Origin of the sequence: Dyella japonica A8 (assembly GCF_000725385.1) — a bacterium.
GTDB classification, from domain to species: domain Bacteria; phylum Pseudomonadota; class Gammaproteobacteria; order Xanthomonadales; family Rhodanobacteraceae; genus Dyella; species Dyella japonica_C.
Genome location: NZ_CP008884.1, coordinates 3742089 through 3765004 on the forward strand (window position 1 = coordinate 3742089; position 22916 = coordinate 3765004).

General features: G+C 65.3%; 16 protein-coding genes. 3 read left to right on the forward strand and 13 right to left on the reverse strand.

Features of this window, described 5'->3' with window-relative positions; translation table 11 throughout:
- Positions 1-461: 461 nt before the first annotated feature.
- The 10 genes from HY57_RS15675 to HY57_RS15720 all read right to left on the reverse strand — a co-directional run bounded on the left by HY57_RS15675 (position 462) and on the right by HY57_RS15720 (position 12614).
- Positions 462-1754, reverse strand: coding sequence for an adenylosuccinate synthase (locus HY57_RS15675; protein ID WP_019464038.1), 1293 nt, complete (start codon positions 1752-1754; stop codon positions 462-464).
- Between the two features lie 213 nt (positions 1755-1967).
- Positions 1968-2153: a DUF2065 domain-containing protein gene (locus HY57_RS15680; RefSeq protein WP_019464039.1), complete on the reverse strand. Its 186-nt coding sequence runs from the start codon at positions 2151-2153 to the stop codon at positions 1968-1970.
- Positions 2154-2167: 14 nt separating this feature from the next.
- Positions 2168-3037: a protease modulator HflC gene (hflC, locus tag HY57_RS15685; protein WP_019464040.1), complete on the reverse strand. Its 870-nt coding sequence runs from the start codon at positions 3035-3037 to the stop codon at positions 2168-2170.
- Positions 3034-4227 carry an FtsH protease activity modulator HflK gene (hflK, locus tag HY57_RS15690; RefSeq protein ID WP_019464041.1) on the reverse strand — a complete coding sequence of 398 codons (1194 nt, stop codon included), beginning with the start codon at positions 4225-4227 and terminating at the stop codon, positions 3034-3036. Before hflK ends, hflC begins: the two co-directional genes overlap by 4 nt.
- A gap of 261 nt (positions 4228-4488) precedes the next feature.
- Positions 4489-5805, reverse strand: a complete 1317-nt coding sequence (gene hflX, locus HY57_RS15695; RefSeq protein ID WP_026033718.1) for a ribosome rescue GTPase HflX — start codon at positions 5803-5805, stop codon at positions 4489-4491.
- Between the two features lie 155 nt (positions 5806-5960).
- On the reverse strand, positions 5961-6224 hold the full coding sequence (gene hfq / locus HY57_RS15700) for an RNA chaperone Hfq (RefSeq protein ID WP_019464043.1): 264 nt from the start codon (positions 6222-6224) through the stop codon (positions 5961-5963).
- Positions 6225-6384: 160 nt separating this feature from the next.
- Positions 6385-7335 carry a tRNA (adenosine(37)-N6)-dimethylallyltransferase MiaA gene (gene miaA / locus HY57_RS15705; protein WP_019464044.1) on the reverse strand — a complete coding sequence of 317 codons (951 nt, stop codon included), beginning with the start codon at positions 7333-7335 and terminating at the stop codon, positions 6385-6387.
- A 129-nt stretch (positions 7336-7464) separates the two neighbouring features.
- Complete coding sequence (locus HY57_RS15710) at positions 7465-8211, reverse strand: carbonic anhydrase family protein (protein ID WP_019464045.1); 747 nt, start codon at positions 8209-8211, stop codon at positions 7465-7467.
- 167 nt (positions 8212-8378) lie between these two features.
- Entirely contained in the window at positions 8379-10541 is a 2163-nt protein-coding gene (locus tag HY57_RS15715; RefSeq protein ID WP_430536783.1) for a S46 family peptidase, read from the reverse strand.
- 114 nt (positions 10542-10655) lie between these two features.
- A complete protein-coding gene (locus tag HY57_RS15720; protein ID WP_200873885.1) occupies positions 10656-12614 on the reverse strand; it encodes a hypothetical protein in 1959 nt (652 codons plus the stop codon).
- A gap of 305 nt (positions 12615-12919) precedes the next feature.
- Here HY57_RS15720 and tdh point away from each other — a divergent pair, with 305 nt between their 5' ends.
- From tdh to kbl, 3 genes are all read left to right on the forward strand, one after another.
- Entirely contained in the window at positions 12920-13954 is a 1035-nt protein-coding gene (tdh, locus tag HY57_RS15725; RefSeq protein ID WP_026033720.1) for an L-threonine 3-dehydrogenase, read from the forward strand.
- Between the two features lie 163 nt (positions 13955-14117).
- Positions 14118-17834, forward strand: a complete 3717-nt coding sequence (locus tag HY57_RS15730; RefSeq protein ID WP_235186575.1) for a DUF748 domain-containing protein — start codon at positions 14118-14120, stop codon at positions 17832-17834.
- Positions 17835-18016: 182 nt separating this feature from the next.
- Positions 18017-19210: a glycine C-acetyltransferase gene (kbl, locus tag HY57_RS15735; protein WP_019464134.1), complete on the forward strand. Its 1194-nt coding sequence runs from the start codon at positions 18017-18019 to the stop codon at positions 19208-19210.
- A gap of 164 nt (positions 19211-19374) precedes the next feature.
- Here the strand turns inward: kbl and HY57_RS15740 are convergent, their stop codons facing one another.
- The 3 genes from HY57_RS15740 to HY57_RS15750 all read right to left on the reverse strand — a co-directional run bounded on the left by HY57_RS15740 (position 19375) and on the right by HY57_RS15750 (position 22822).
- Positions 19375-20142 carry a pseudouridine synthase gene (locus HY57_RS15740; protein ID WP_050997866.1) on the reverse strand — a complete coding sequence of 256 codons (768 nt, stop codon included), beginning with the start codon at positions 20140-20142 and terminating at the stop codon, positions 19375-19377.
- A gap of 119 nt (positions 20143-20261) precedes the next feature.
- Positions 20262-21350, reverse strand: coding sequence for an OmpA family protein (locus HY57_RS15745; protein WP_019464136.1), 1089 nt, complete (start codon positions 21348-21350; stop codon positions 20262-20264).
- Positions 21351-21709: 359 nt separating this feature from the next.
- Entirely contained in the window at positions 21710-22822 is a 1113-nt protein-coding gene (locus tag HY57_RS15750; RefSeq protein WP_019464137.1) for an OmpA family protein, read from the reverse strand.
- Between the last annotated feature and the right edge of the window lie 94 nt (positions 22823-22916).

Genomic DNA, 22916 nt, shown 5'->3' on the forward strand with positions numbered 1-22916 from the left:
TGGGTGAGGGGCCTTCATTCCCGCAAAGGCGCGGGATGACCGGCCATTCGACCCATGAAGGCGCTGGATTTCCGCCTTCGCGGGAATGACGCGGGTGTGGGGCCTTCATTCCCGCAAAGGCGCGGGATGACCGGCCATTCGACCCATGAAGGCAATGGATTTCCGCCTTCGCGGGAATGACGCGGGTGTGGGGCCTTCATTCCCGCAAAGGCGCGGGATGACCGGCCATTCGACCCATGAAGGCAATGGATTCCCGCCTTCGCGGGAATGACGGCCCTGGAGGGGACTCTCATCCTCGTCATTCCCGCGAAAGCGGGAAGCGTTGTTCAACAGCCGAAGGGCTGGTCATCCAGCGCCTCTACGGGTCGAAGCGAGACCCCCCCCCCCCCCCCCCCTCCGCCCCACAAAAAAAGCCCCGCACTGCGGCGGGGCTCCTTTGCATCACCATTCCGTGCACCGAATCAGGCGAACGGATGGTCCAGCACGATGGTGTCGTCGCGGTCGGCGCCGGTGGCGACGAGCGACAGCTTGCAGCCCGACAGCTCTTCCACCGCGCGCAGGTAAGCGCGGGCGGCGGCCGGCAGCTTGTCCCACTCGCGGATGCCCGCGGTGGACTCTTCCCAGCCCGGGAACTCCAGGTACACCGGCTTGCACTCGGCCCAGCCGTCGGCGTCGAGCGGAGCGAGTTCACGGCGCTTGCCGCGGTACTCGTACGCGATGCAGACCTTGATGGTCGGCAGGCCGTCGAGCACGTCGAGCTTGGTGATGGCCAGGCCGTTGATGCCGTTGATCTGCACGGCGCGCTTGAGCGCGACTAGGTCGATCCAGCCGCAGCGGCGCGGACGGCCGGTGCTGGCGCCGAACTCGTTGCCGACCTTGCGCAGGCGCTCGCCCATCTCGTCGTTGAGCTCGGTCGGGAACGGACCGCCGCCGACGCGGGTGGCGTAGGCCTTGCAGATGCCCAGCACGTAGTCGATGTCGCCCGCGCCCACGCCGGTGCCGGCGAGCGCGCCGCCGACCGTGGTGTTGGACGAGGTGACGTACGGGTAGGTGCCGTGGTCAATGTCGAGCAGCGCGCCCTGCGCGCCTTCATACAGGATGTGGCCGCCTTCCTTGCGCACGTCGTGCAGGATGGTGGCGACGTCGTCGACCATCGGGCGGATGAACTCGCCATAGGCCAGGGCGTCGTCCAGCACCTGCTGGAAGTCGACCGGCTCGGCCTTCAGCCACTGGGTGAGGATGAAGTTGTGGTACTCCACGGCGGCCTTGATCTTCTCCGGCAGCTCGTGCGGGTACATCAGGTCGGCCACGCGCACGCTGCGGCGGGCCACCTTGTCTTCATAGGCCGGGCCGATGCCGCGGCCGGTGGTGCCGATGGCGCTCTTGCCGGCGGCGATTTCGCGCGCCTTATCGACGGCGATGTGGTACGGCATGATCAGCGGTGTGGCCGGGCTGATCTTCAGGCGCGAGCGCACTTCCACGCCCTGCGCTTCCAGCTCTTCGATTTCCTGCTTGAGCGCCTGCGGCGACAGCACCACGCCATTACCGATCAGGCACAGCGCGTCGTCACGCAGGATGCCCGAGGGGATCAGGTGCAGCACGGTCTTCTTGCCGCCGATGACCAGCGTGTGGCCGGCGTTGTGGCCGCCCTGGAAGCGTGCGACGGCTTTGACCTCTTCGGTCAGCAGGTCGACGATCTTGCCCTTGCCTTCGTCGCCCCACTGCGCACCAAGGATGACTACTGACTTGCCCATGATGATCTTGCTCTCGTCAATTTGAAGAAGGAGTGCCCCGGAGGGCGCGAACACGTTGAAACACTCTGCTTCGTCATTCCCGCGCAGGCGGGAATCCAGCGCCTTTCAAGTCGCTGGATCCCTGCCCTTGCCCCCTTTTCGGGGTACGCAGGGACGACGGTGAGGCTTCGTTGGAAATCCCGATGGGTTGAGCGGCCCATCCGCCGCATTAACTCAATGCACCAGTTGCAATGCCGCCAGCCCGATGACAATCGCCACCGCGCCGAATATGCGCAGGGATCGCGGACTCATGTTGGCGGCCTGGCGCATGGTGGCTTGCCACCCGCGCGGCACGGCGAACAACACCAGCCCTTCGATCACCAGCACCAGGCACAACGCGCCGGCCAACTCATTGGACATCACTCGTCATCCCATCAGTGACGGGACGACGCGCCGTCGTTGAAATATTTCAGGAACTCCGAATCCGGCTTGAGCACCAGCACGCCCTTGCCGTCCTTGAACGACGTACGGTACGCGTTCAGGCTTCGATAAAACGCGAAGAACTCCGGATCCTGCCCATAAGCCTGCGCGTAGATCGCTGCAGCCTGGGCATCGCCCTCGCCCTTCACCTTGGCCGCTTCACGCTCGGCCTCCGCCTTGATCACCTGCGCCTGGCGATCGGCGTCGGCCTTGATCGTCTCGGCGGCCTGCTGGCCGGTGTAACGCAGTTCGTTGGCCAGCTGCGCACGTTCGGCGCGCATGCGCTTGTAGACCGACTCGCTCACTTCGTCCGGCAGGTCGATGCGCTTGATGCGCACGTCGATCACCGCGATGCCCAGGTTCTTGCGGGCGGCGGCATCGGTCTGCTTGCGCACGCGCTCGGTGACGTCCTTGCGGCCGGCAGCCACCAGTTCCTGCAGGGTGCGGCCGTTGAACTCGAAGCGCAGCGCGTCCTTCACGATGGGCGTGAGGCGGTTGGCCGCCTGCAGCTCGTCGCCGGCGGTGGCGCGGTAGTAGGCGGCGTTGTCGGCAATGCGCCACTTCACGTAGAAGTCGACGTTGACGCTCTTCTTTTCCGAAGTGAAGTAACGCTCGGGCTGCGCTTCCAGGGTGAGGATGCGGTTGTCGAACGTCATCACCTGCTGGATGAACGGGATCTTGGCGTGCAGGCCGGGCTGGTCGCCGGTGCGCACGATGCGGCCGAACTGCAGCACGAGCGCGGTCTGGCCTTCACGCACGACGAACAGGCTGTTGAACCCGAGCAGCACGAGCAGCACGGCGATGATGGCGGAGCCGAACTTCATGGCTGTTTCTCCTTGCCGCCGCCGAGGCTGCTGTCGCTACCCGCAGATTGCATGACCGAACCCACGCCCTGCACTTCCTTGCCGGTGGCACGGTCCAGCGGGAGATAGATCATGTTGCGGCCGCCGGAACCATCCAGCACCTTGGGATTGTTGGACATCACGTCCTCGACGGTTTCCAGCCACAGGCGGCGGCGCGTGACATCCGGCGCGGCCTTGTATTCCTTGAGGATGAGGCTGAAGCGCGAGGCGTCGCCGGTGGCGGTGGCCACGCGCGCGGCGGCGTAACCCTGTGCCTCGGCGGCGATGCGCGAGGCGTCGCCACGGGCCACCGGCACTACCTGGCTGGCGTAGGCGCGGGCGTTGTTCTCGGTACCCTGCTTGTCTTCGCGCGCGGCGTTGACGTCGTCGAAGGCGTCCTTCACTTCCTGCGGCGGCGCCACGTTCTGGAAGCTCACGTCAGTGACCAGCAGGCCGGCGTCGTACTCGTCCAGCGTGGCCTGCAGGATCTCGCGCGTCTGCTGCTGCAGCGTGTCGCGGGTCTGCGCCTTGGCGGACGCCGGAAGGGCGGCGGGTGCAGCGGCCGCCACGGCGGGCGCGGAGGAAGCCGCGGCCGCACTGCTTGCCGGTGCAGGCGCGGCAGCCACGGCCTCGGTGCCCTGGCTGGTGAGGATGTTGTCCATCACATTGGCGCCCACCACCGTGCGCACGGCGGCCTCGGCGGCCTGGCGCAGCGTGTCTTCCGGCGGGCCGCTCAGCGAGAACAGGAACTTGCGAGCATCGGAGACCTGATACTGCACGTTGAAGTCGACCGAGATGATGTTCTCGTCGCTGGTCAGCATGCGCACCTTGTCAGACACCGAACGGATTTCCGTGGTGCCCACCTTGGTGACGGTCTCGATGGGGCTGGGCGCCTTGAGGTGGAAGCCCGGCTGCAGGGTGCGTGCGTACTTGCCGAAGCGCAGCACCACGCCGGCCTGGCGGGCATCGACAATGGTGAAGCTGCTCATGCCGACCCACACGATCACGAAGGCCAGCAGGATGGTGAAGACGCCGCCGGCGCCGCCGCCGAGCCTGCCCAGGCGATTGCGCAGCTGCTTGAGCATGTCCTCCAGCCCCGGTTTGTTGCCGGGCTGGCGATTCCTGTTCCACGGATCACGCTGCCCGTTGTTGCCGGGTTCGTTCCAGGCCATGGTCAGTCTCCTTGAGGCCGCTGGGAGGCCGGCTGCATTGGCCGGAAAACACGTTGAACGGGTTTGGACATGGTCTCGGGTGCTTGTCGTGGCAGTGTGCCGTCCAGGCCCTGATGGCCGCACAAACGCCGTCCATTCTACCAGACCCGGGCGACGTTTCCCCACTCGCCAGACAGCTTCCGCCGGCAGGACCGCCCCGGGGCGCGGTCGTTCAGTGGAAGTGTTCGGGCCAGGGCAAGGCGGTCACGCCCACGGGCGCCCCTACAGGGTTTCCGGCTCTTCCACCGTACCCAGCAGGTCTTTCAGCAGTGCCGCCTCGACTGCCCCGCCACCACTCAGCGGGGCGATGACGCTGCGCGGCGCGTCGATGGTCAGGCGCCAGCCCTCCTCGTCCACCACTTCGCCGACGATGGCGCCGGCCGCCTTGAGGCGGGCATGCAGGCGTCCGGCCGAATGCGGCAGGCGCAACTCGGATTGCACGCGGTCGCCGCCGAGCAGTTCGCCCAGCGCCTGCCGCAGCAGATCCAGGCCCTGCCCGGTGGCCGCCGACAGCCACACCGTGGTGGGACGGCCATCGGCGTCCCGATCGATGCGCGGCTCGGTGCCCGCCAGGTCGATCTTGTTCATCACGCGCAACTGCGGCAGATCGCCCGCGTCGATTTCCTCCAGCACGTTGTCGACCACCTGGGCAAGGCGTTCGCGCTCCTCGTCGGACGCGTCGCTCACATGCAGCAGCAGGTCGGCATCGCGCGCTTCGGCCAGCGTGCCGCGGAACGCCGCGACCAGGTCATGCGGCAGTTCGCGGATGAAACCCACCGTATCGGCCAGCACCGCCGGGCCGCAGGAAAGCCCGTCCAGCTTGCGCACGGTCGGGTCCAGCGTGGCGAACAGCAGGTTCGCAGCGAACACTTCACCCTCGGTCAGCACGTTGAACAAGGTCGACTTGCCCGCATTGGTGTAGCCGACCAAGGCGACCCTGGGCACCGTGTTGCGCAGGCGGGCGCGGCGCTGCTGCCCGCGCTGGGTTTGCACCTTCTCCAGGCGCTTGGTGAGCATTTTCACGCGCTCGGCCAACAGTCGGCGGTCGGTTTCCAGCTGGGTTTCACCGGGACCGCGGTTGCCGATGGCACCGCCGCGCTGGGCGTCAAGGTGGGTCCAGCCCCGTACCAGCCGCGTCGCGAGGTGCTTGAGCTGGGCCAGCTCCACCTCGAGCTTGCCTTCGTGGGAACGGGCCCGCTGGGCGAAGATGTCCAGGATCAGGCCCGCGCGGTCCACCACGCGGATGCCAAGGTGTTTTTCGAGGTTGCGCTCCTGCACCGGTGACAGCAGGTGGTCGATCAGGACCAGGTCCGCGCCCAGTGCACGGGCGGCCTCGGCCACCTCGTCGGCCTTGCCGGTGCCGATGTAGTAGCGGGGATTGGGCACGTCAACGCGCGCGGGGATGTTGCCGAGGATCTCGGCACCGGCCGAACGGACCAGTTCGGCGAATTCTTCGGCGCGGCGCTCCACATCGCCCATGCCACGGGAATGCGGCAGGACCAGGAGGGCGCGTTCGCCTTTCTTTTGACGATCAAACACGAGGGCGGAAAGACCTGTATGGAGACGCTGCGCCGTGGGCCCGCAGGGGCCCACGGCGCGACTCGGAGAGGAAAGTGTATGTGGATACGCCGCTGCCCGCTAAGTGCGGGCCCCGGGCGCCTTCCCTACTCAGATGGGTCGACCACCCTGGTGAATCAAGCTTCCGGCTCGGCCGTACCCGAACCTTCGTGCCCCTCGTGGCCATTGCCGACGCGGACGTTGCGGCTGGGAACCACGGTGGAGATGGCGTGCTTGTAGACCATCTGGCTCACCTGGTTGCGCAGCAGGACGACGAACTGATCGAACGATTCGATCGTGCCTTGCAGCTTGATGCCATTGACCAGGTAGATGGCGACCGGAACGCGCTCGCGGCGCAGTGCATTGAGAAATGGATCTTGCAACGATTGCCCTTTGGACATTTCTTGTTCTCCCCTCGCATCGGACGGACCGGGATAAAAGACGCATGACGCGCCCCGGTCCAAGGCCGAAGAATATTAACCACTTTTAAATCGTTGATGAAAGAGCAAATGCACGCTTTCATCAGGTGTGAAGAAGACGTTTATAAAACTGCACGGAACACTATTCGCGACGTCCCACGAACAGCGCCATCGCATCCTCCCCGATACGCGTGATATCCGGCCTTTCCGGGTCCATCACCCGCGCGTCCAGCTCGCTGCGCAACCAGGTCATCTGCCGCTTTGCCAGCTGCCGGGTCGCGAAAATGCCGCGATCGCGAAACTCTGCGGCGCTCGTTTGGCCATCCAGATGTTCCCAGGCCTGGCGGTAGCCCACGGCCCGGATGGCGGGAAGATCGGCATGCAGGTCGCCGCGCGCGCGCAGCGCACGCACCTCGTCCAGGAAACCGTCCCCCAGCATGGCGTCGAAGCGCTGCGCGATCCTGGCGTGCAGCGGCGCGCGGTCGCCCGGCACCAGCGCCAGCTTGAGCACGCGCCACGGAAAGCGCTCGCCATGGCCGCCGCGTTGCTGCTCCGACAAGGGGCGCCCGGTGAGCTCGATCACTTCCAGCGCACGCTGGATGCGCTGGGCGTCGTTGGGGCCGATGCGCTCCGCCGCGGACGGATCCAGCTGCTGCAGCCGCTCGTGCAACGCGGGCCAGCCTTCGAGCAACGCTTGCGCGGTGAGACGTTCGCGGACGGCGGGGTCGGCCTGCGGCAACTGGGAAAGCCCCTGCTGCAGCGCACGGAAATACAGCCCCGTGCCGCCGACGAGCAGCGGGATCCTGCCCCTGGCCGTGATGTCCTGCATGGCGGCGACGGCATCTCCGCGGAAATCCGCCGCCGAATACGGTTCGGTGGGATCGCGGATATCGATCAGCCGATGCGGGTAACGCGCCAGCGTCGCCGCGTCGGGCTTGGCCGAGCCGATGTCCAGCCCGCGATAGACGAGGGCCGAATCCACGCTCACCAGTTCGACGGGAAACCGGTCGCTCAGCGCGCAGGCGAGCGCGGTCTTGCCCGACGCGGTCGGGCCCATCAGGAACACGGCGAGTGGGCGCTGATCGATCGGCATCCGCCCATTTTAGCGGGGAACACCACCGCACGGTGGGAGCGCACCCTGTGCGCGACTGCGGCGAGGCGATCCGCGTCGCCCTGAAAAAGTCGCGCACAGGGTGCGCTCCCACAGGGGAGCCGCCATGCGTCAGGCGTAGAACTCCACCTTGCCGCCCACCAAGTAGTACATCGACCCGACGATCTTGAGCTTGCCGTCCTTCTCCAGCCCGGCCAGCACGTCGCTGCGGTGGCGTATCTCCTCGACGGTGCGGCGCACGTTGGTCGCCGCCACGGCATCCACGAAGGCGTCGTTCTTGCTCGTGCGCTCACCGCTGAACTGCGTGGCGTCCACGGCGGGCTTGATCTTGTCGAGCAGGCCGGTGAGGTTGCCCAGCTTGGCGCCATCGATGGCTCCCTTGATGGCGCCACAGGCGGTGTGCCCCATCACCAGCACGAGCTTGGAGCCCGCGACGGCGCAGGCGAACTCCAGGCTGCCCAGCAAGTCGTCATTGGAGATATTGCCGGCGACGCGCGCGGTGAACGTTTCGCCAATACCTGTGTCGAGGATGATCTCGGTGGGCGCACGCGAGTCGATGCAGCCCAGGATGACCGCCGCGGGATATTGCCCGCCCGCGCTGGCCCGTTTCTGCGCCAGGTAGTCGTGCCCCTGCATCTTGCCGGCGCGGAAGCGCTCGTTGCCCTCCTTGAGCATGGCGATGACCTGGTCCGGGGTCATCGCGTCGCGCTGCGCCTTGGTCAGGGCAGCGGCCTGGGCGATTCCGGGCAGCAGCCATGACACGCCACCCACCGCCGAAAAGGCCGCCACACCCAGCGTCGAGCCCAGCAGCCTCCGGCGCGAAGCGTCCGCGCAGCAGCCTTCGTTCTGGTGATTCATAACGCCCCCGAAGCGACATGAGGCGGTTACTTCGCGCCGGGGGCGATGAAACGGGTGTGAACCCAGGCAAGGCATGACTTGTAGGAGCGCACTTGTGCGCGACCGCGGAGTCTCGGTGTGCCGCGGTCGCGCACAAGTGCGCTCCTACAAAAGGGGCGGCGCGTCGCTCAGCGCGCCGGCACGCCCATTTCCTTCAACAACGGCGGTGCCGGGTAGACCTTGTCCATCAGCCAGCGCATGTAGCGCATATCGACATGGATGGCGCGCTTGTAACGCGGGTCGAACATCCAGCTGGCGCTGACCGCTTCCCAGTTGCTGTCGAAGTTCAGGCCCACCAGCTCGCCCCGGGCATTGAGCACGGGGGAGCCGGAGTTGCCGCCGGTGGTGTCGAGGTTGCTCAGGAAATCCACGGGCATGGCACCGCTCTTCGCATCGGCGTAGCCCTCGTAATCGCCCTTGGCGATGGCGTCGAGCAAGGGCCTGGGCGCGTCGAACGGCGCCACGCCCGTGTTCTTTTCGACGATGCCCGCGGTGGTGGTGAGCGGCTCATACTGCACGCCGTCGCGCGCCTTGAGCGGCGTGACCTTGCCGTAACTCACGCGCAGCGTGGCGTTGGCGTCGGGATACACCGCGCGCCCCTGCTTTTCGCGATACGCAATGAGCGCGTCCATGTAGGCCGGACGCAGGCGCAGCAGATCACCCTCGCGCGCTTTGCGCTCGTCCTCCATGCGCAACAACGCGGGCAGCAATTGTGCGGCCAGCGACAGCAGCGCATCGTTTGACTGCCCGAGCGCGGCCGGCTCGGCCTTCAGCCACGCCAGGCGCTGCGCCTCGTCACCCAGGTGGGTGGCGCCATATACCTGGTCGAGTTTTTGCGCCAGCGACTCGGGCGTGCGGCCAAAGGCGGTATCGAATGCCTGCAGGCGCTGCGCATCGGGCAGCTTCTGGTAGCGCGTGAGCAAGGCGATGAGCAGGCGCTTTTCAATCAGCGGGTCGTAGCGACGCTGCACCTGGCGCAGCGTGCCGGCGATCAGGTCTTCGTCGCGCATCTGATAACCCGCCTCGCGCTGCGCGTCGGGGCGGTCACGCTCGTGGGCCAATCGTTGCAGCAGGATGGCCGAGCGCATCAGCTGGGTTTGCGATGACATCAGGGTCAGCAGCAGGTCGCGCTCGCGCGTTGCATTGACGGAGGCGATGAGCTGGTTGACCTGGTCGATCTGCGGACGCAGCGTGCCGGCCTGCGGCTGCGCGGCCAGCCACGCCATCATGGCGTCCTCGTCACTGCGTCGCACGGCGACGGCGTCGCTGCGCTTGAGGCCATCCAGCTCGCCCTGGAAACGCTTGATGTTGTTCTTCAACGACTGCAGCTGGGAGGCGTAGCGGATCGCCGCCTGCCGGTCGTCGCGCCCGGTGTCTTCGATGATGTGCTGCAACTGCTGCATCACCTGCACCGTGGCTGGCAGGCGCCACTGCACCTGATCGGCGAACTCGGCCGCCGTGCGGTGCCGGTAGGTGATGCCCGGGTAACCGGCCAGCATCACGAAATCCCCTTCGCGCACTCCCTCGCGTGCGAGCTGCAGATGCGCGGGCGGGTGGTAGGGCACGTTGTCTTTGGCGTAGTCGGCAGGTTTGCCGTCCGGCCCCACGTAGGCACGCAGCAGGGTGAAGTCGCCCGCATGGCGCGGCCACACGAAGTTGTCCACCTCGTCCCCGTAGTTGCCGATGGCGCGCGGCGGTGCGTAGACCAGGCGCACATCGCGCAGCTCCAGCTGCTTTACCAGGTAGAAGTCGCGGCCATAGAACATGTTGACCACGCTGCAACGCATGCCGGGCTCGCGCTCGCATTCGGCCACCAGCGTCTTACTGATGGCGTCCACGGCATCGAAGTAAGCGCGCCCCGTTTTGCCCCTGGCCGCCGCCAGCACCTGCTCGGTGATCTTGTCGAAGCCGGTGGTGACGCGCAGGCGGAAATCCGGGTTCGCCGGTAGTTCTTCGCTGCGCTCGTGCGAGACGAACCCGTTCTGGATCAGGTCGCGCTGCGCGTTGCTGTTGTACTGGATGACGCCGAATGCCACGTGGTGATTGGTCAGCACCAGGCCCTCGTCGCTCACGAAGGAACCCGTGGCACCGCCCACCTTCACCACCGCATTGAGCGGGGCGCGGGTCAGGTCGGCGAGATCCGCGGGGTTGCCCTGGAAGCCGGCCGCTCGCAGCTGCTTGCCGATGGCCGGCAGCTGCGAGGGCATCCACATGCCTTCGTCAGCCTGCACGGCCGGAGCCAGCAGCATGGCCATCGCCAGTCCCATCGTCTTCAAGCGCATTCGTGACACCCGCAAAATCGCAATAACTTGCGACTGTAGAACGAAACGACCTGGTCCGTAACGCTGCAGTGCACCGGGCGGCATCGGCGGAAGCGGCGCCCGCGCGACGGGCATCGGCCATGCTCATCGGCAGGACTGCCCGGCCGGCGGCGGCAACGCCAGGAACACGGTGCTCCACAGTTGCGCCGCGTTGGATTCGTCCTCGTGGGCGCCTTCCGCGCCGAACGGTTCGATGCGGTAGTGACCGTTGGCGTACGACCAGGACCACAGTTCCGACGTGCGCATCGAGCCGGCGGCACAGATGCCCCGCCACAGTTCGGCCTGGGCCGTTTCCAGATGCGTGCGGGTGCTCGCTGGCAAATCGTCGCGCGCCAGCTGTCGCTTCAGGCCGGCAGCCAGGATGGCTTGTTGCCATGCCCACACCACGGTGCCGTGGTAGGCGTTGTTGCCGAAGCGCGACCACACATCGTGACCGGCATAAGCCGGATTGGCGACCACCATGCCGACGTCGGTCATCAGGCCCGCCGGGAACGGCCGCATCAGGTTGCCGACATTGCGATCCAGCACAGCCGCGTCCGGCTTGCCGAACAGCAGGCGGAACCCTTCGTCCGAATGCAGCACGGGAACCGGCTGGCCCTGCGCATCCAGCGAGATGGCGGGAAACTCCAGCGCGGAATCGCCCAAGGCTTTCAACGCCGGGGCGTCGGCCACGCCGATTTCTTTAGCGTAATCACGCACCTGCTGGGCGGCGCGATCCTTGGGCAGGTGCACGGTGAACAAGGCGCTGGCGTGCTGTTCCCAATCACCCGCGCTGCGCGCAGCGGTGCGCAATTGCTCACGCTGCGCCGGCGTGGTGTAGTCGTCGAGCAGGCCCGCATCGAGGAATTGGCCGATCGCGCGCAGTGCGGCGGGCATCCACACCGCGTTGACGTCATAGGGATAACGGCCGCGCCCGATGCCTTCATTGCTGTCGCGCCACTGCCCCACCTTGGCGTCAGGCTTGAGCGAGACGAGGTTCGAATACACCGGCTGCTTCGCGAAGGCTTCACTGCTATGGGCAACGAACAATAGGTTGCGCACCAGTGCGTCGCCCTGCCGTTGATCGCCCCGCTTGCTCGCCAGGAAAGCGCCGGCATTCGCCCGGCCGCGCGGGTCGTCCAGCAGCCACGCTGCGGCGACGGCGGGCAGCATGTAGTCGTCGTCCACCATCACATAGTCGTAGATGGGATCGACCGAGGGCTTGCCCTGTTCCTTCAGGTGTTGCAGCACGGCGAATTCGCCGATGCCTTCCTCGTGCGCGACCTGCCCATCGGACGAAAGACGCGCCAGCACCGAGCCGATGCCGGCGTCGACGGCCGCCGGCTGCAGTACCGGCATCAACAGGCGCAGCGACATCAGCGTGTCGCGCCCGAAATAGGTATCGAAGCGCCACGAGCCGGCAAGGAATTTCTCGCGGTAGCTGAGGAACTGCAGCGCGTCGTGGCTGCGCTCGTCAGGCAGTGCTTGGTCGTTGAGCAGGTCGGTGAACGGGGTCAGCGGCGTCTCGCCGGTGCCGGCCTCGATGCGCAGGTGCACGGCCTCGCCCGCATGATCCGGGTGCAGCACGATGTGCCCGTCCTCGCGCACGAAGCGCCCATCGTTCGTGCTCAGTGCGATGGCGTAGCCCGGCGCGCCATCCAGCCGCTGCCGTTGCCAGCGCACGGAACGCTCCGTCAGCTCGGGCGCGGCGACGATGCCCGGGGTGGCGGCCACCTGCGCCGCGTAACCCTGGCCAAGCTGGTAGTCGCGCAGCACGCGAATGCTGCCCAGCACGGCATCCTTGATCACCAGGGTGTCGCCGGTGACCGTGGCCTGGGCAACGATACCGTTCAAGGGGTGGCCATCCACCGTGCGGGTCTGGCCCGTGACCGGCCCAAGGGTCCAGCGTACGCGCGCCACGGTGGGTTCAAACCAGATGCCAGCGCCGCTGTCCCCGGCCGGAAAGGCCACCAGGATGCGCGGCTTGTCGCCGGAACTCAGCAGCAGATGGGCGGCGACATCGCCCTGCTGGAAAAATGCATTCTCGATGCTGCCCTCGGTCATGCGGAACTGGAGCGGCGCCTTGGCGCCCGGGTCCGTCCCCGGACCTGCCCAGGCCAACGGCAAAACCCCAAGGCCCGCCATCAACACCCATGAAGAAGCCGCGCAACGCCACCACTGTGCTCGCCCCGCCGTCCCGACCGCCCGGCCCATCGTGTTCAAACGCATTCGCCCGCTCCGTTCAGTGCCGCACAAAATTACGACAGTAAAAGCAAGGGCCCGGATCGGCAACGCTGCACTGCACGAAGCCGCCGCCCCACCCGCCTTCTATAATGTCGCTTTTCCCCGCCCTGCCCCACGGAAATCCCATGCCTCAGATGATGAAAGCCCTGGTCAAGCGCAATCCCGAACAGGGCATCTGGATGGAAGAAGTACCTGTTCCCGAGGTCGGCCCCAACGAGGTGCTGATCAAGATGGAAAAAACCGCGATCTGCGGTACCGATCTGCACATCTATAAGTGGGACGACTGGTCCCAGCGCACCATCAAGCCCGGCCTGACCATCGGCCACGAATTCGTCGGCCGCATCATGGAGATCGGCCCCGGCGTGACCGGCTACAAGGTCGGTGACCGCGTCTCGGCCGAAGGCCACATCGTGTGCGGCCATTGCCGCAACTGCCGTGCCGGCCGCCAGCACCTGTGCCCGAACACCATCGGCATCGGCGTGAACCGCAACGGCGCATTCGCTGAATACATGACCATGCCGGCCTCGAACCTGTGGCCGATCCCGGACCAGATCCCCTCCGAGCTGGCCGCCTTCTTCGACCCCTACGGCAACGCCGCGCACTGCGCGCTGGAGTTCGACCTGATCGGTGAAGACGTGCTGATCACCGGCGCCGGCCCCATCGGCATCATCGCAGCCGGCATCGCCAAGCACGTGGGCGCCCGCAACGTGGTGGTCACCGACATCAACGACTACCGCCTGAAGCTGGCGGCGGACATGGGCGCCACCCGCGTGGTGAACGTGGCCAACCAGTCGCTGAAGGACGTGATGAAGGACCTTCACATGGAAGGCTTCGACGTGGGCCTGGAGATGAGCGGCAACCCGCGCGCCTTCAACGATATGCTCGACTGCATGTACCACGGCGGCAAGATCGCCCTACTCGGCATCCTGCCCAAGGGCGCGGGCATCGACTGGGACAAGGTGATCTTCAAGGGCCTCACCCTGCAGGGCATCTACGGCCGTCGCATGTACGAGACCTGGTACAAGATGACCCAGATGGTGCTCACGGGCTTCCCGCTGCAGAAGGTGCTGACCCACCAGATCCACATTGACGACTTCCAGAAGGGTTTCGACCTGATGGATGCCGGCAAGTGCGGCAAGGTGGTCTGCTCCTGGACCTGAGCGGATCCTGTCACACCTGGGATGTCTGCTTAGGAAATCCATCCTGAAATCTCGGCCGCCCTAGTACACTCCGGCTCAGGGCGGCCGACAGAATCGCTGGGATTGTGAAGGTGTGTGGCCCGATGGCCATGCACGGTCGGCGCGATGTCATGGGAGCATCGTGATGGCAGGCCTTTTCAGCAATCCACGTCTGGCCGCGGGACGCGACCGCGCCCTCACCATTTACAAGTCACACCGCACGCGCAAGATCGCCTTGATCTTTGCCATCGTGGTGGCCGTGTTCGGCCTGCTGGGCTTCTTCGCCGCGCCGGGCATCATCCGTAGCCAGATCGAGAAGCACGCCAGCGCCGCGCTGCAACGCCCCGTCACCCTGGGCGCCGTGCACCTCAATCCGTACACGCTGCGGCTGCAGCTGGACCAGTTGCACATCGCCGACCATGACGGCAAATCACCTTTCGTAGACATCGACCAGACGGTGATCAACGCTTCGTGGGGTTCGGTGTTTCGCCTGAAGCCCGTGCTCGATGAACTGACCGTGCAACACCCGCGCATCCGCATCGTGCGCACGGGTGACCAGCGCTTCAACTTCAGCGACATCATCGACCGCATCAACGCGACGCCCTCGGATCCGAATGCGCCGCCCACGCGCTTCTCGCTTTCCAACATCAGCGTGCACAACGGCGACATCCAGTTCGATGACGAAGCGCTGAGATCCCAGCACCGGGTGGAAAACCTGGAGCTGGGCATCCCCTTCATCGCCAACCTGCCCAGCGACACCGACGTGTTCGTGCAGCCGTTGCTGTCGATGAAGGTGGACGGCAGCCCGCTGCGCATCGACGGCCACACCAAGCCGTTCGCGGACAGTCGTGAATCGACCGTCGACTTCAGGCTCGACCGGCTCGATCTTGCGCGCTACATGAGCTACGTGCCCACGAAGCTGCCGGTGGCCATACCCAAGGGCTTCGTCAGTGGCGACCTCACCCTGCACTTCGTCCAGGCCAAGCCGACGCCGCAGCTGCAACTCACCGGCAAGGTGGAGCTGGACGACTTTGCCCTCAACAGCAGCGATGGCCAGGCCATCCTGAGCCTTGGCAAGGGCAATGCCGATCTCGCCGACGTGCAGCCGCTGCAATCACGTTATGCGCTGGGCGCACTGACGCTCGACCAGGCGCAGCTCTATGTCACCTCGACGGCGGATGGCCACAGCAATTTCGACACGCTGACGGCGCCTCCGGCCCAGCCCCCCGCCGCCGACACCAAGGCCCAGCCGACCGACCTGCGCATCGCCTCGATCACGCTGGCCAACAGCGCCATCCACTACGGCAATGCCACCGGCAAGATCGACCTGGACAAGCTGCATGGCGGCATCCAGGGACTGAGCATGCTGCCTGCCCCGCCAGCCAAGCTGGATGTGGCAGCGCAGTTCTTCGGCGGCGAGCTGTCGATGAAGGGCACGGTGGACCTCGCCAAGGACAAGCTCGTTGCCGCGCTGGGCACCAAGCAGGTCGACATGGCGCCGCTGCAGGCGGCTACCTACCAGGGGCTGGCGGCCCGCCTGACCAGCGGCAAGCTGGATGCCACAGGCCAGCTCCAGGTGGATTGGGGCAAGCCGTTCAATGTGCACCTGTCCGATGCGCACACCACCGTTACCGATTTTGCGATGGAGCCGCAGTTCAAGGGTCACGGTTCGCCGGTGGCGTGGAAGACGCTGGAGTCGGAGATCAAGCAGATCGACCTGGCCACGCAGCAGGCACAGCTCGGCACCGTCAAAGCCACCGGCCTGGCGCTGGACGTGCAGCGCAACAGCAATAAGTACATCAGCCTGGTGGACCTGTTCGCCGCCAAGAACGCGCCCAAGAAAAAGGCGGCGGACAACAGCCCGCCGTGGCACTGGAGCATCGAGCACCTGGCGTTCGACAACGCCGCCGTCGTGTTCACCGACCTGGCGGCCGGCGACAAGCCGGTGAAGATCAAGATCGATTCGCTCAGTGGCGGCATGGACAACCTGAGCGACAAGCTCAACGAGCCGCGCGAGATGAAGCTCTCGGGCAGCATCGACAAGGGTCTTTTCACCGCCAACGGCAAGGTGCAGCCGCTGCCGACGCTGGCCGACATCCAGCTCGACACCAAGCGCCTGGACGTCTCGACCTTCCAGCCGTACATCAGCGTGCCGCTGAACGTGACCATTTCCAGCGCGCGCGTGAGCAGCAGCGGCAAGCTGCATTACGACGGGCGCAGTGCCGAGCCCAAGATGACCTACAAGGGCAATGCCGCGCTGGAGCAGGTGCGCATCCAGGACAAGCTCACGGGTGACGACTTCCTGCGTTGGCGCACGCTGAGCGGATCCAGCCTGGATGTCGCCTACGGGTACGGCGCGCCGCGCATGCACGTCGGCAGCCTGGTGCTCAGCGCGTTCTATGCGCGCATGATCGTCAACTCGAACGGCACGCTGAACCTCTCCGAGGTGGTGGCCAATCCCGAGGCGGCCCCCGTGTCGGTGACGCGTGCCGAGAACGAGCAGCCGGTAGGAGCGGCAAAGCCGGCGCAAGCCGCCTCCGCTCCCACCCCGCCACCGGCGGCACCTTCGCCGGCCAAGGCGCAAGTCGCCGCGGCCCCTGCGCCCGCCAGTTCCGCGCCGGAGACGCCGCCCGCCGATATCCGCATCGGTGGCATCACCCTGGTCAACGGCCAGCTCAACTACACCGACAATTTCATCAAGCCCAACTACACCGCCAACATGACCAAGGTCACCGGCAAGATCGGGGCCTTTGGCACCAAGCCCGGTGACCCGCCGGCCGATCTCGCGGTGCAGGCGGCACTGAACGACGACTCGCCGATCGATATCGACGGCACCATCAATCCGCTCCAGCCCGTGGCCTTCCTCGACATCAAGGGCAAGGCGAACGAGGTGGAGCTGACCGGCATGAGCGCGTACTCCACCAAGTACACGGGCTACCCCATCACTGCGGGCAAGCTGACGGTGGACGTCCATTACATGCTGGACCAGCGCAAGCTCAATGCCGACAACCACATCTTCATCACGCAGCTGACCTTCGGCGAACGCGACGAAAGCCCGGGCGTCAAGCACTTGCCGGTGAAGCTGGCCGTAGCCCTGCTCAAGGACACGCAGGGCAATATCGACGTGAACGTGCCGGTGTCGGGTTCGCTGGACGATCCGCAGTTCAGCATGGGCAGCCTGATCTGGCACGCGCTCGGCAATCTCATCGCCAAGGCCGCCACGGCGCCCTTCCGCCTGCTGGGCGCGGCCTTCGGTGGCGGCAACCATGAGGATCTGGGCTACGTGGAGTTCGATCCGGGCTCGGCCGTGCTCGACAAGAGTGCGCAGGAGCGACTGGGCAAGATCGTCGCCATGCTCAACCAGAAGACCTCGCTGAACCTCGACATCATCGGTCGCGTCGATCCGTCGAAGGATCAGGATGGACTGCGCAAGGTCACCGTGGAGAACATGGTGCGCAAGCAGAAGGTACTGGACCAGGGTGGCAAGAACGCCGACACGTCCGATGCCGCGCTGGCGGCGGTCAACATCACGCCCGACGAGTACGAGAAGTACCTAAAGCGCGCGTACAAGGACGATGACTTCAAGGGCAAGCCGAAGAATTTCATCGGCCTCAAGAAGTCGCTCGAACCGGACGATATGCGCAGCCTGATGGAAACCAACGTGTACCGTCGACGAGGCCGCCATGCGCGACCTGGCACAGCGACGCGCTGCCGCCGTGCAGGCCTGGCTGAAGGGCAAGCTGGACGACAAGCGTGTCTCCATCAAGGATCCGAAGCTGGATACCAAGGACATCGACGACAAGGGCAAGACGACGCGGGTGGAGTTTGGGTTGCATCAGGGGTGATGCCGAGGCGAGGCTGAGGTGAAACCAAAGCAAAGCCGAAACATCAACCCGGCGAAACACCACCAAAGCCGTCATTCCGGCCTGCGCCGGAATGACGGCCGTGGGGCTTGGCCTAAGCCTGGGGGAATGGGGCCGCCCATTCCTTCCCACCCAGCCCCCAAGGGGTCAAAATAGCCTTTTGACCCCACGGGACACCCCCATGAGCTACCCCGGCCAGTCGCGCTACGCCAGCGAACTCGAATCGATCCGCGAGCAGGGCCTGTTCAAGGCCGAGCGCATCATCACCTCACCGCAGTCGGCGAAGATCCGCCTCGACAGCGGCAAGGAAGTGCTGAACTTCTGCGCCAACAACTACCTTGGACTGGCCGATCATCCGGACGTGATCCAGGCTGCGAAAGACGCGCTGGATACCCACGGCTTCGGCATGGCCTCGGTACGCTTTATCTGCGGCACCCAGGACCTGCACAAGGAACTGGAGAAGAAGATCGCCGACTTCTTCGGCACCGAGGACACCATCCTCTACGCTGCCTGCTTCGATGCCAACGGCGGTTTGTTCGAGCCGCTGCTGGGCGAAGAGGATGCGATCATCTCCGACGCGCTCAACCACGCGTCCATCATCGACGGCATCCGCCTGTGCAAGGCCAAGCGCTTCCGCTACGCCAACTGCGACATGGCCGACCTGGAAAAGCAGCTGCAGGCCGCTGACGCCGCCGGCGCACGCACCAAGCTGATCACCACCGACGGCGCGTTCTCGATGGACGGCTTCATCGCGCCGCTGGACAAGATCACCGCGCTGGCCGAGAAGTACAACGCGCTGGTGCACATCGACGAATGCCATTGCACCGGCTTCCTTGGCGACACCGGCCGTGGCTCCGCTGAAGTCAACGGCGTGCTCAACAAGATCGACATCATCACCGGCACGCTGGGCAAGGCGCTGGGCGGCGCGCTGGGTGGCTTCACCACCGGCCACAAGGAAGTGATCGAGATGCTGCGCCAGCGCTCGCGCCCTTACCTGTTCTCCAACTCGCTGCCGCCGCACGTGGTCGCCGCGGGCATCAAGGTGTTCGACATGCTGTCCGCCGCGGGTGAGCTGCGTGACCAGGTGAAGGAAAACACACGCTACTTCCGCGAGCAGATGACCAAGGCTGGCTTCGACATCAAGCCGGGCGTGCACCCCATCGTGCCGGTCATGATCTACGACGCCAAGAAGGCGCAGGCCATGGCGTCCGAGCTGCTCGACGAAGGCATCTACGTCACCGGCTTCTTCTACCCCGTGGTGCCGCAGGGCCAGGCGCGCATCCGCACGCAGATGAGCGCCGCGCATACGCGCGAGCATCTCGACCAGGCGATTACCGCCTTCACCAAGGTCGGCAAGAAGCTCGGCGTGATCTGATCGAAACCGCATGGACCTGCCCACGCGGCAGGTCCATGCGCCTCTTGTAGGAGCGCACTTGTGCGCGACCGCAACGCCATGGGGTCCACGCTCCGCAAGGCGGTCGCGCACAAGTGCGCTCCCACAGAAAAGCGATCACCCGCAGGTTGAGGTCAAAAGAAACGTCAGCGCGTTTCGTCGCCACCCAGCAACCGGACCTCATCCGGCGACAGGTGCCGCCATTGCCCCTTGGGCAACTCCCCCAGCACCAACGACCCGATGGCCACCCGCAGCAGGCGCAACACCTCGATGCCATGCGCGGCCAGTAGCCGCCGTATATGCCGGTTGCGCCCCTCGTCGAGCACGATCTCCAGCCACGCGTTCTTCTCGCCATGCCTGAGCAAGGTGGCGCGACGCGCGGCCAAGCGCTCACCTTCTTCCACGACGCCTTCCACCAACCGATCAAGCAGCGCCTGATCGGGAATGTCGTCGACCTGCACGTGATACGTCTTGTCCACGTGATGCTTCGGCTCGGTAAGGCGCGCGGCCCACACGCTGTCATTGCTCAGCAGCAACAGCCCCTCGCTCGCCTTGTCGAGCCTCCCCACCGGGCCGAGCCACGGCAGACCCGCGTCCTTCAACAAGTCGTAGACCGTATCGCGGCCGCGCTCATCGGCTGCGCTGACCACAATGCCGCGGGGCTTGTTGAGCGCGATATAGACGCGCTTGCTCGCCGCTACCGGTTCGCCGTCGAGCAGAATGCGCTGTCGCTCCGAATCGGCAGGCCGTTCCGGATCGAGCACCACCCTGCCATCTACCTGCACCCTTCCCTCGCGTATCGCCTTCTCCGCCTGGCTGCGCGAGCACACGCCAAGCTTGCTGAGCACGCGTGCCAAACCGTGGCGCGGCGCCGATGGCGTGGAGGTTCGCGATGAGGGGCGGGATGGACGCATGGAAAGACTCGAACAACGGAGAACGGCACCGCGCATGGTAGGCGATCCGGCCGGTGCTTACTCGCAAAAGAAAAGCCCGGCTTGCGCCGGGCTTTTCAGTACTACCTAGACAGATCCGATTACTGCTGGACCTGCAGTTCCGTGCGACGGTTCTGGGCGCGGCCAGCGTCCGTGTCGTTGGAACCGATCGGGTCGTTCTTGCCGTGACCGAACGGACCAACCAGACGGTCGGCGGTGACGCCGTGCGCGGTCAGGTACTTGTAGACGATCGCAGCGCGACGCTCGGACAGATCCTGGTTGTAGGCGTCCTTACCGACCGAGTCGGTGTAGCCGGCAACCGTGACCTTGACCTGCGGGTAACGCTGCAGGGTGTCCACAGCCTGGTCGAGGATGGCGACCGAGTCAGCGGTCGGCTCAGCCAGCGCCTTCTTGATGTCCGTCTCGCCCTTCTTCGGGCGGTCGAACTTGAAGTTGACGCCGCGCAGGTCGATCACGACCTTCTGCGGGCAGCCGTCCGGACCGACGATCGTGCCTTCCGGCAGATCCGGGCACTTGTTGTCGCACAGGTTCACGCCGTTGCGGAACTGCTTGGAGCAGTCCGGAGCGACCGGAGCCACCGGAGCCGGGGCCGGGGCAGCAGCCGGGGTGCCGAAGCGCGACACGATGCTGAAGCCCAGGAACCAGTCGCCGTAACCGTTCTTCGAGGTCTGGCTCTTGTCGTCCCAGTCGTAACGGTAGCCGGCTTCCGCACGGAAGTCGGTGCTGTCGGTGATGGTCTTGGAGATACCAGCGCCGAGCTCGGCGGCCGGCGACCAGGCCTTGTCGGCCGGGTTGGAGTGGTAGCTGCCCATCACGCCGACGAGGGCGTACGGACGCCATGCGTTCCAGTCACCGTAGTAGAAGCGAGCGGCAACGCCGACGTTGTTGTTCGACCAGCGACCACCGCCAACGGCGTTGTCGACCGTGCGCTTGGTGCGATCGAAGAACAGATCGAGCGAGGTGTACGAGTTAATGAAGCGACCGAAGCCCAGGCCGTAGTAGACCTGACGGCTGTTGGTGTTGCGGTCGGTGTCGTTGTAGTAGCCGCCAACGGTCGGCGCGATGTACCAACGGCCGTCGTAGCTCTGCGTGGCACTGTCCTGCGCGTGAGCGGCACCCACGCCGCCCAGGGCCAGGGCGATCACGAAATACAAGCCCTTACGATTCATCTGGTGTCTCCTCGTTTTATTGGTATTCGCGTCCGTTCCACCCCAGACGGAAAACGCGCGTCAAAACTGACTTCCACTACGGGACTTTCTCCTGTCCCGTGCTTTGCGTCCCGATCAAAGATAAGTGTCACAAGATCACAAGCGGCGCGAAGTGTAGCAAAACCGTTAAGTGCATCGCACGCGTAAATAGACGCAGTTGGTGAACACCGGTTCAGACAATCATTGAGCTCGCATCGACAGCGTCATCAACTGCGACAATCTGTCACCACCAAACAATGCGTTACTCCAAGACGTGGTGTTGCAAAAAAAGAAAAGCCCGGTTTTCACCGGGCTTTTCTGACTTTCCGAGAGTTGTCGGATTACTGCTGAACCTGCAACTCCGTACGACGGTTGCGGGCGCGACCTGCATCCGTGTCGTTGCTGTCGATCGGATCGTTCTTGCCATGACCGATCGGACCATCCAGGCGCGTGGCGGCAATGCCGTGTGCGGTCAGATAGTCGTAGACGATCTTCGCGCGACGCTCCGACAGGCTCTGGTTGTACGCGTCCTTGCCGACCGAGTCGGTGTAACCGGCGACAGTCGCGCGCACGTTCGGATAACGCTGCAGGGTATCGATGGCCTGGTCGAGCACGGCCAGCGAATCCTTCGTCGGTTCGGCCAGCGCCTTCGAGATGTCCTTCTCGCCCTTCTTCGGACGGTCGAACTTGAAGTTGACGCCACGCAGGTCGATCACGACCTTCTGCGGGCAGCCATCCGGACCGACGATCGTGCCTTCCGGCAGATCCGGGCACTTGTTGTCGCACAGGTTCACGCCATTGCGGAACTGCTTGGAGCAGTCCGGCGGCGGCGGTGCAACTGGCGCGGCCGGCGCGGCCGGCGGCGCACCGATGCGCGACACGATGCTGAAGCCCAGGAACCAGTCGCCGTAACCGCTCTTGTTGGGCTGGCTCTTGTCGTCCCAGTCGTAACGGTAGCCACCTTCGACGCGGACGTCGGAGCTGTCGGTGATGGTCTTGGACACACCCACGCCCACTTCGGCGGCCGGATCGAAGCCGTGATCGAAGTTGTTGAGGTGCTGGCTGCCCATCACGCCGCCCAACAGGTACGGGCGCCATGCAGTCCAGTCGAGGAAGTAGTAGCGCGCGGCTACACCGTACACGTTGTTGGACCAGCGACCGCCACCGGCCGCATTGTCAACGGTGCGCTTGGTGCGGTCACCGAAGAAGTCCAGCGAAAAGTTGGGCGAGAAGAAACGACCGAAGCCGATGCCGTAATAGAACTGGCGGCTGTTGGTGTTGCGGTCGGTATCGTTGTAGTAGCCACCGACGGTCGGTGCGATGTACCAGCGATCGTCGTAGGTCGGCGTTGTGGTCGGAGCGGAGCTGCCAGCGGCGGTATTGTCCTGCGCGTGAACGGCGCCTACGCCGCCCAGGGCGAGGGCAATCAGGATGTACAAGCCCTTACGTTTCATCAGGTGTCTCCTCGTTTATTGGTGTACGCGTCCGTTCACCCCAGACGGGAAAAGCATCAGGCCTCGATTCTCAATCCTCTGAATCTCGAACCTG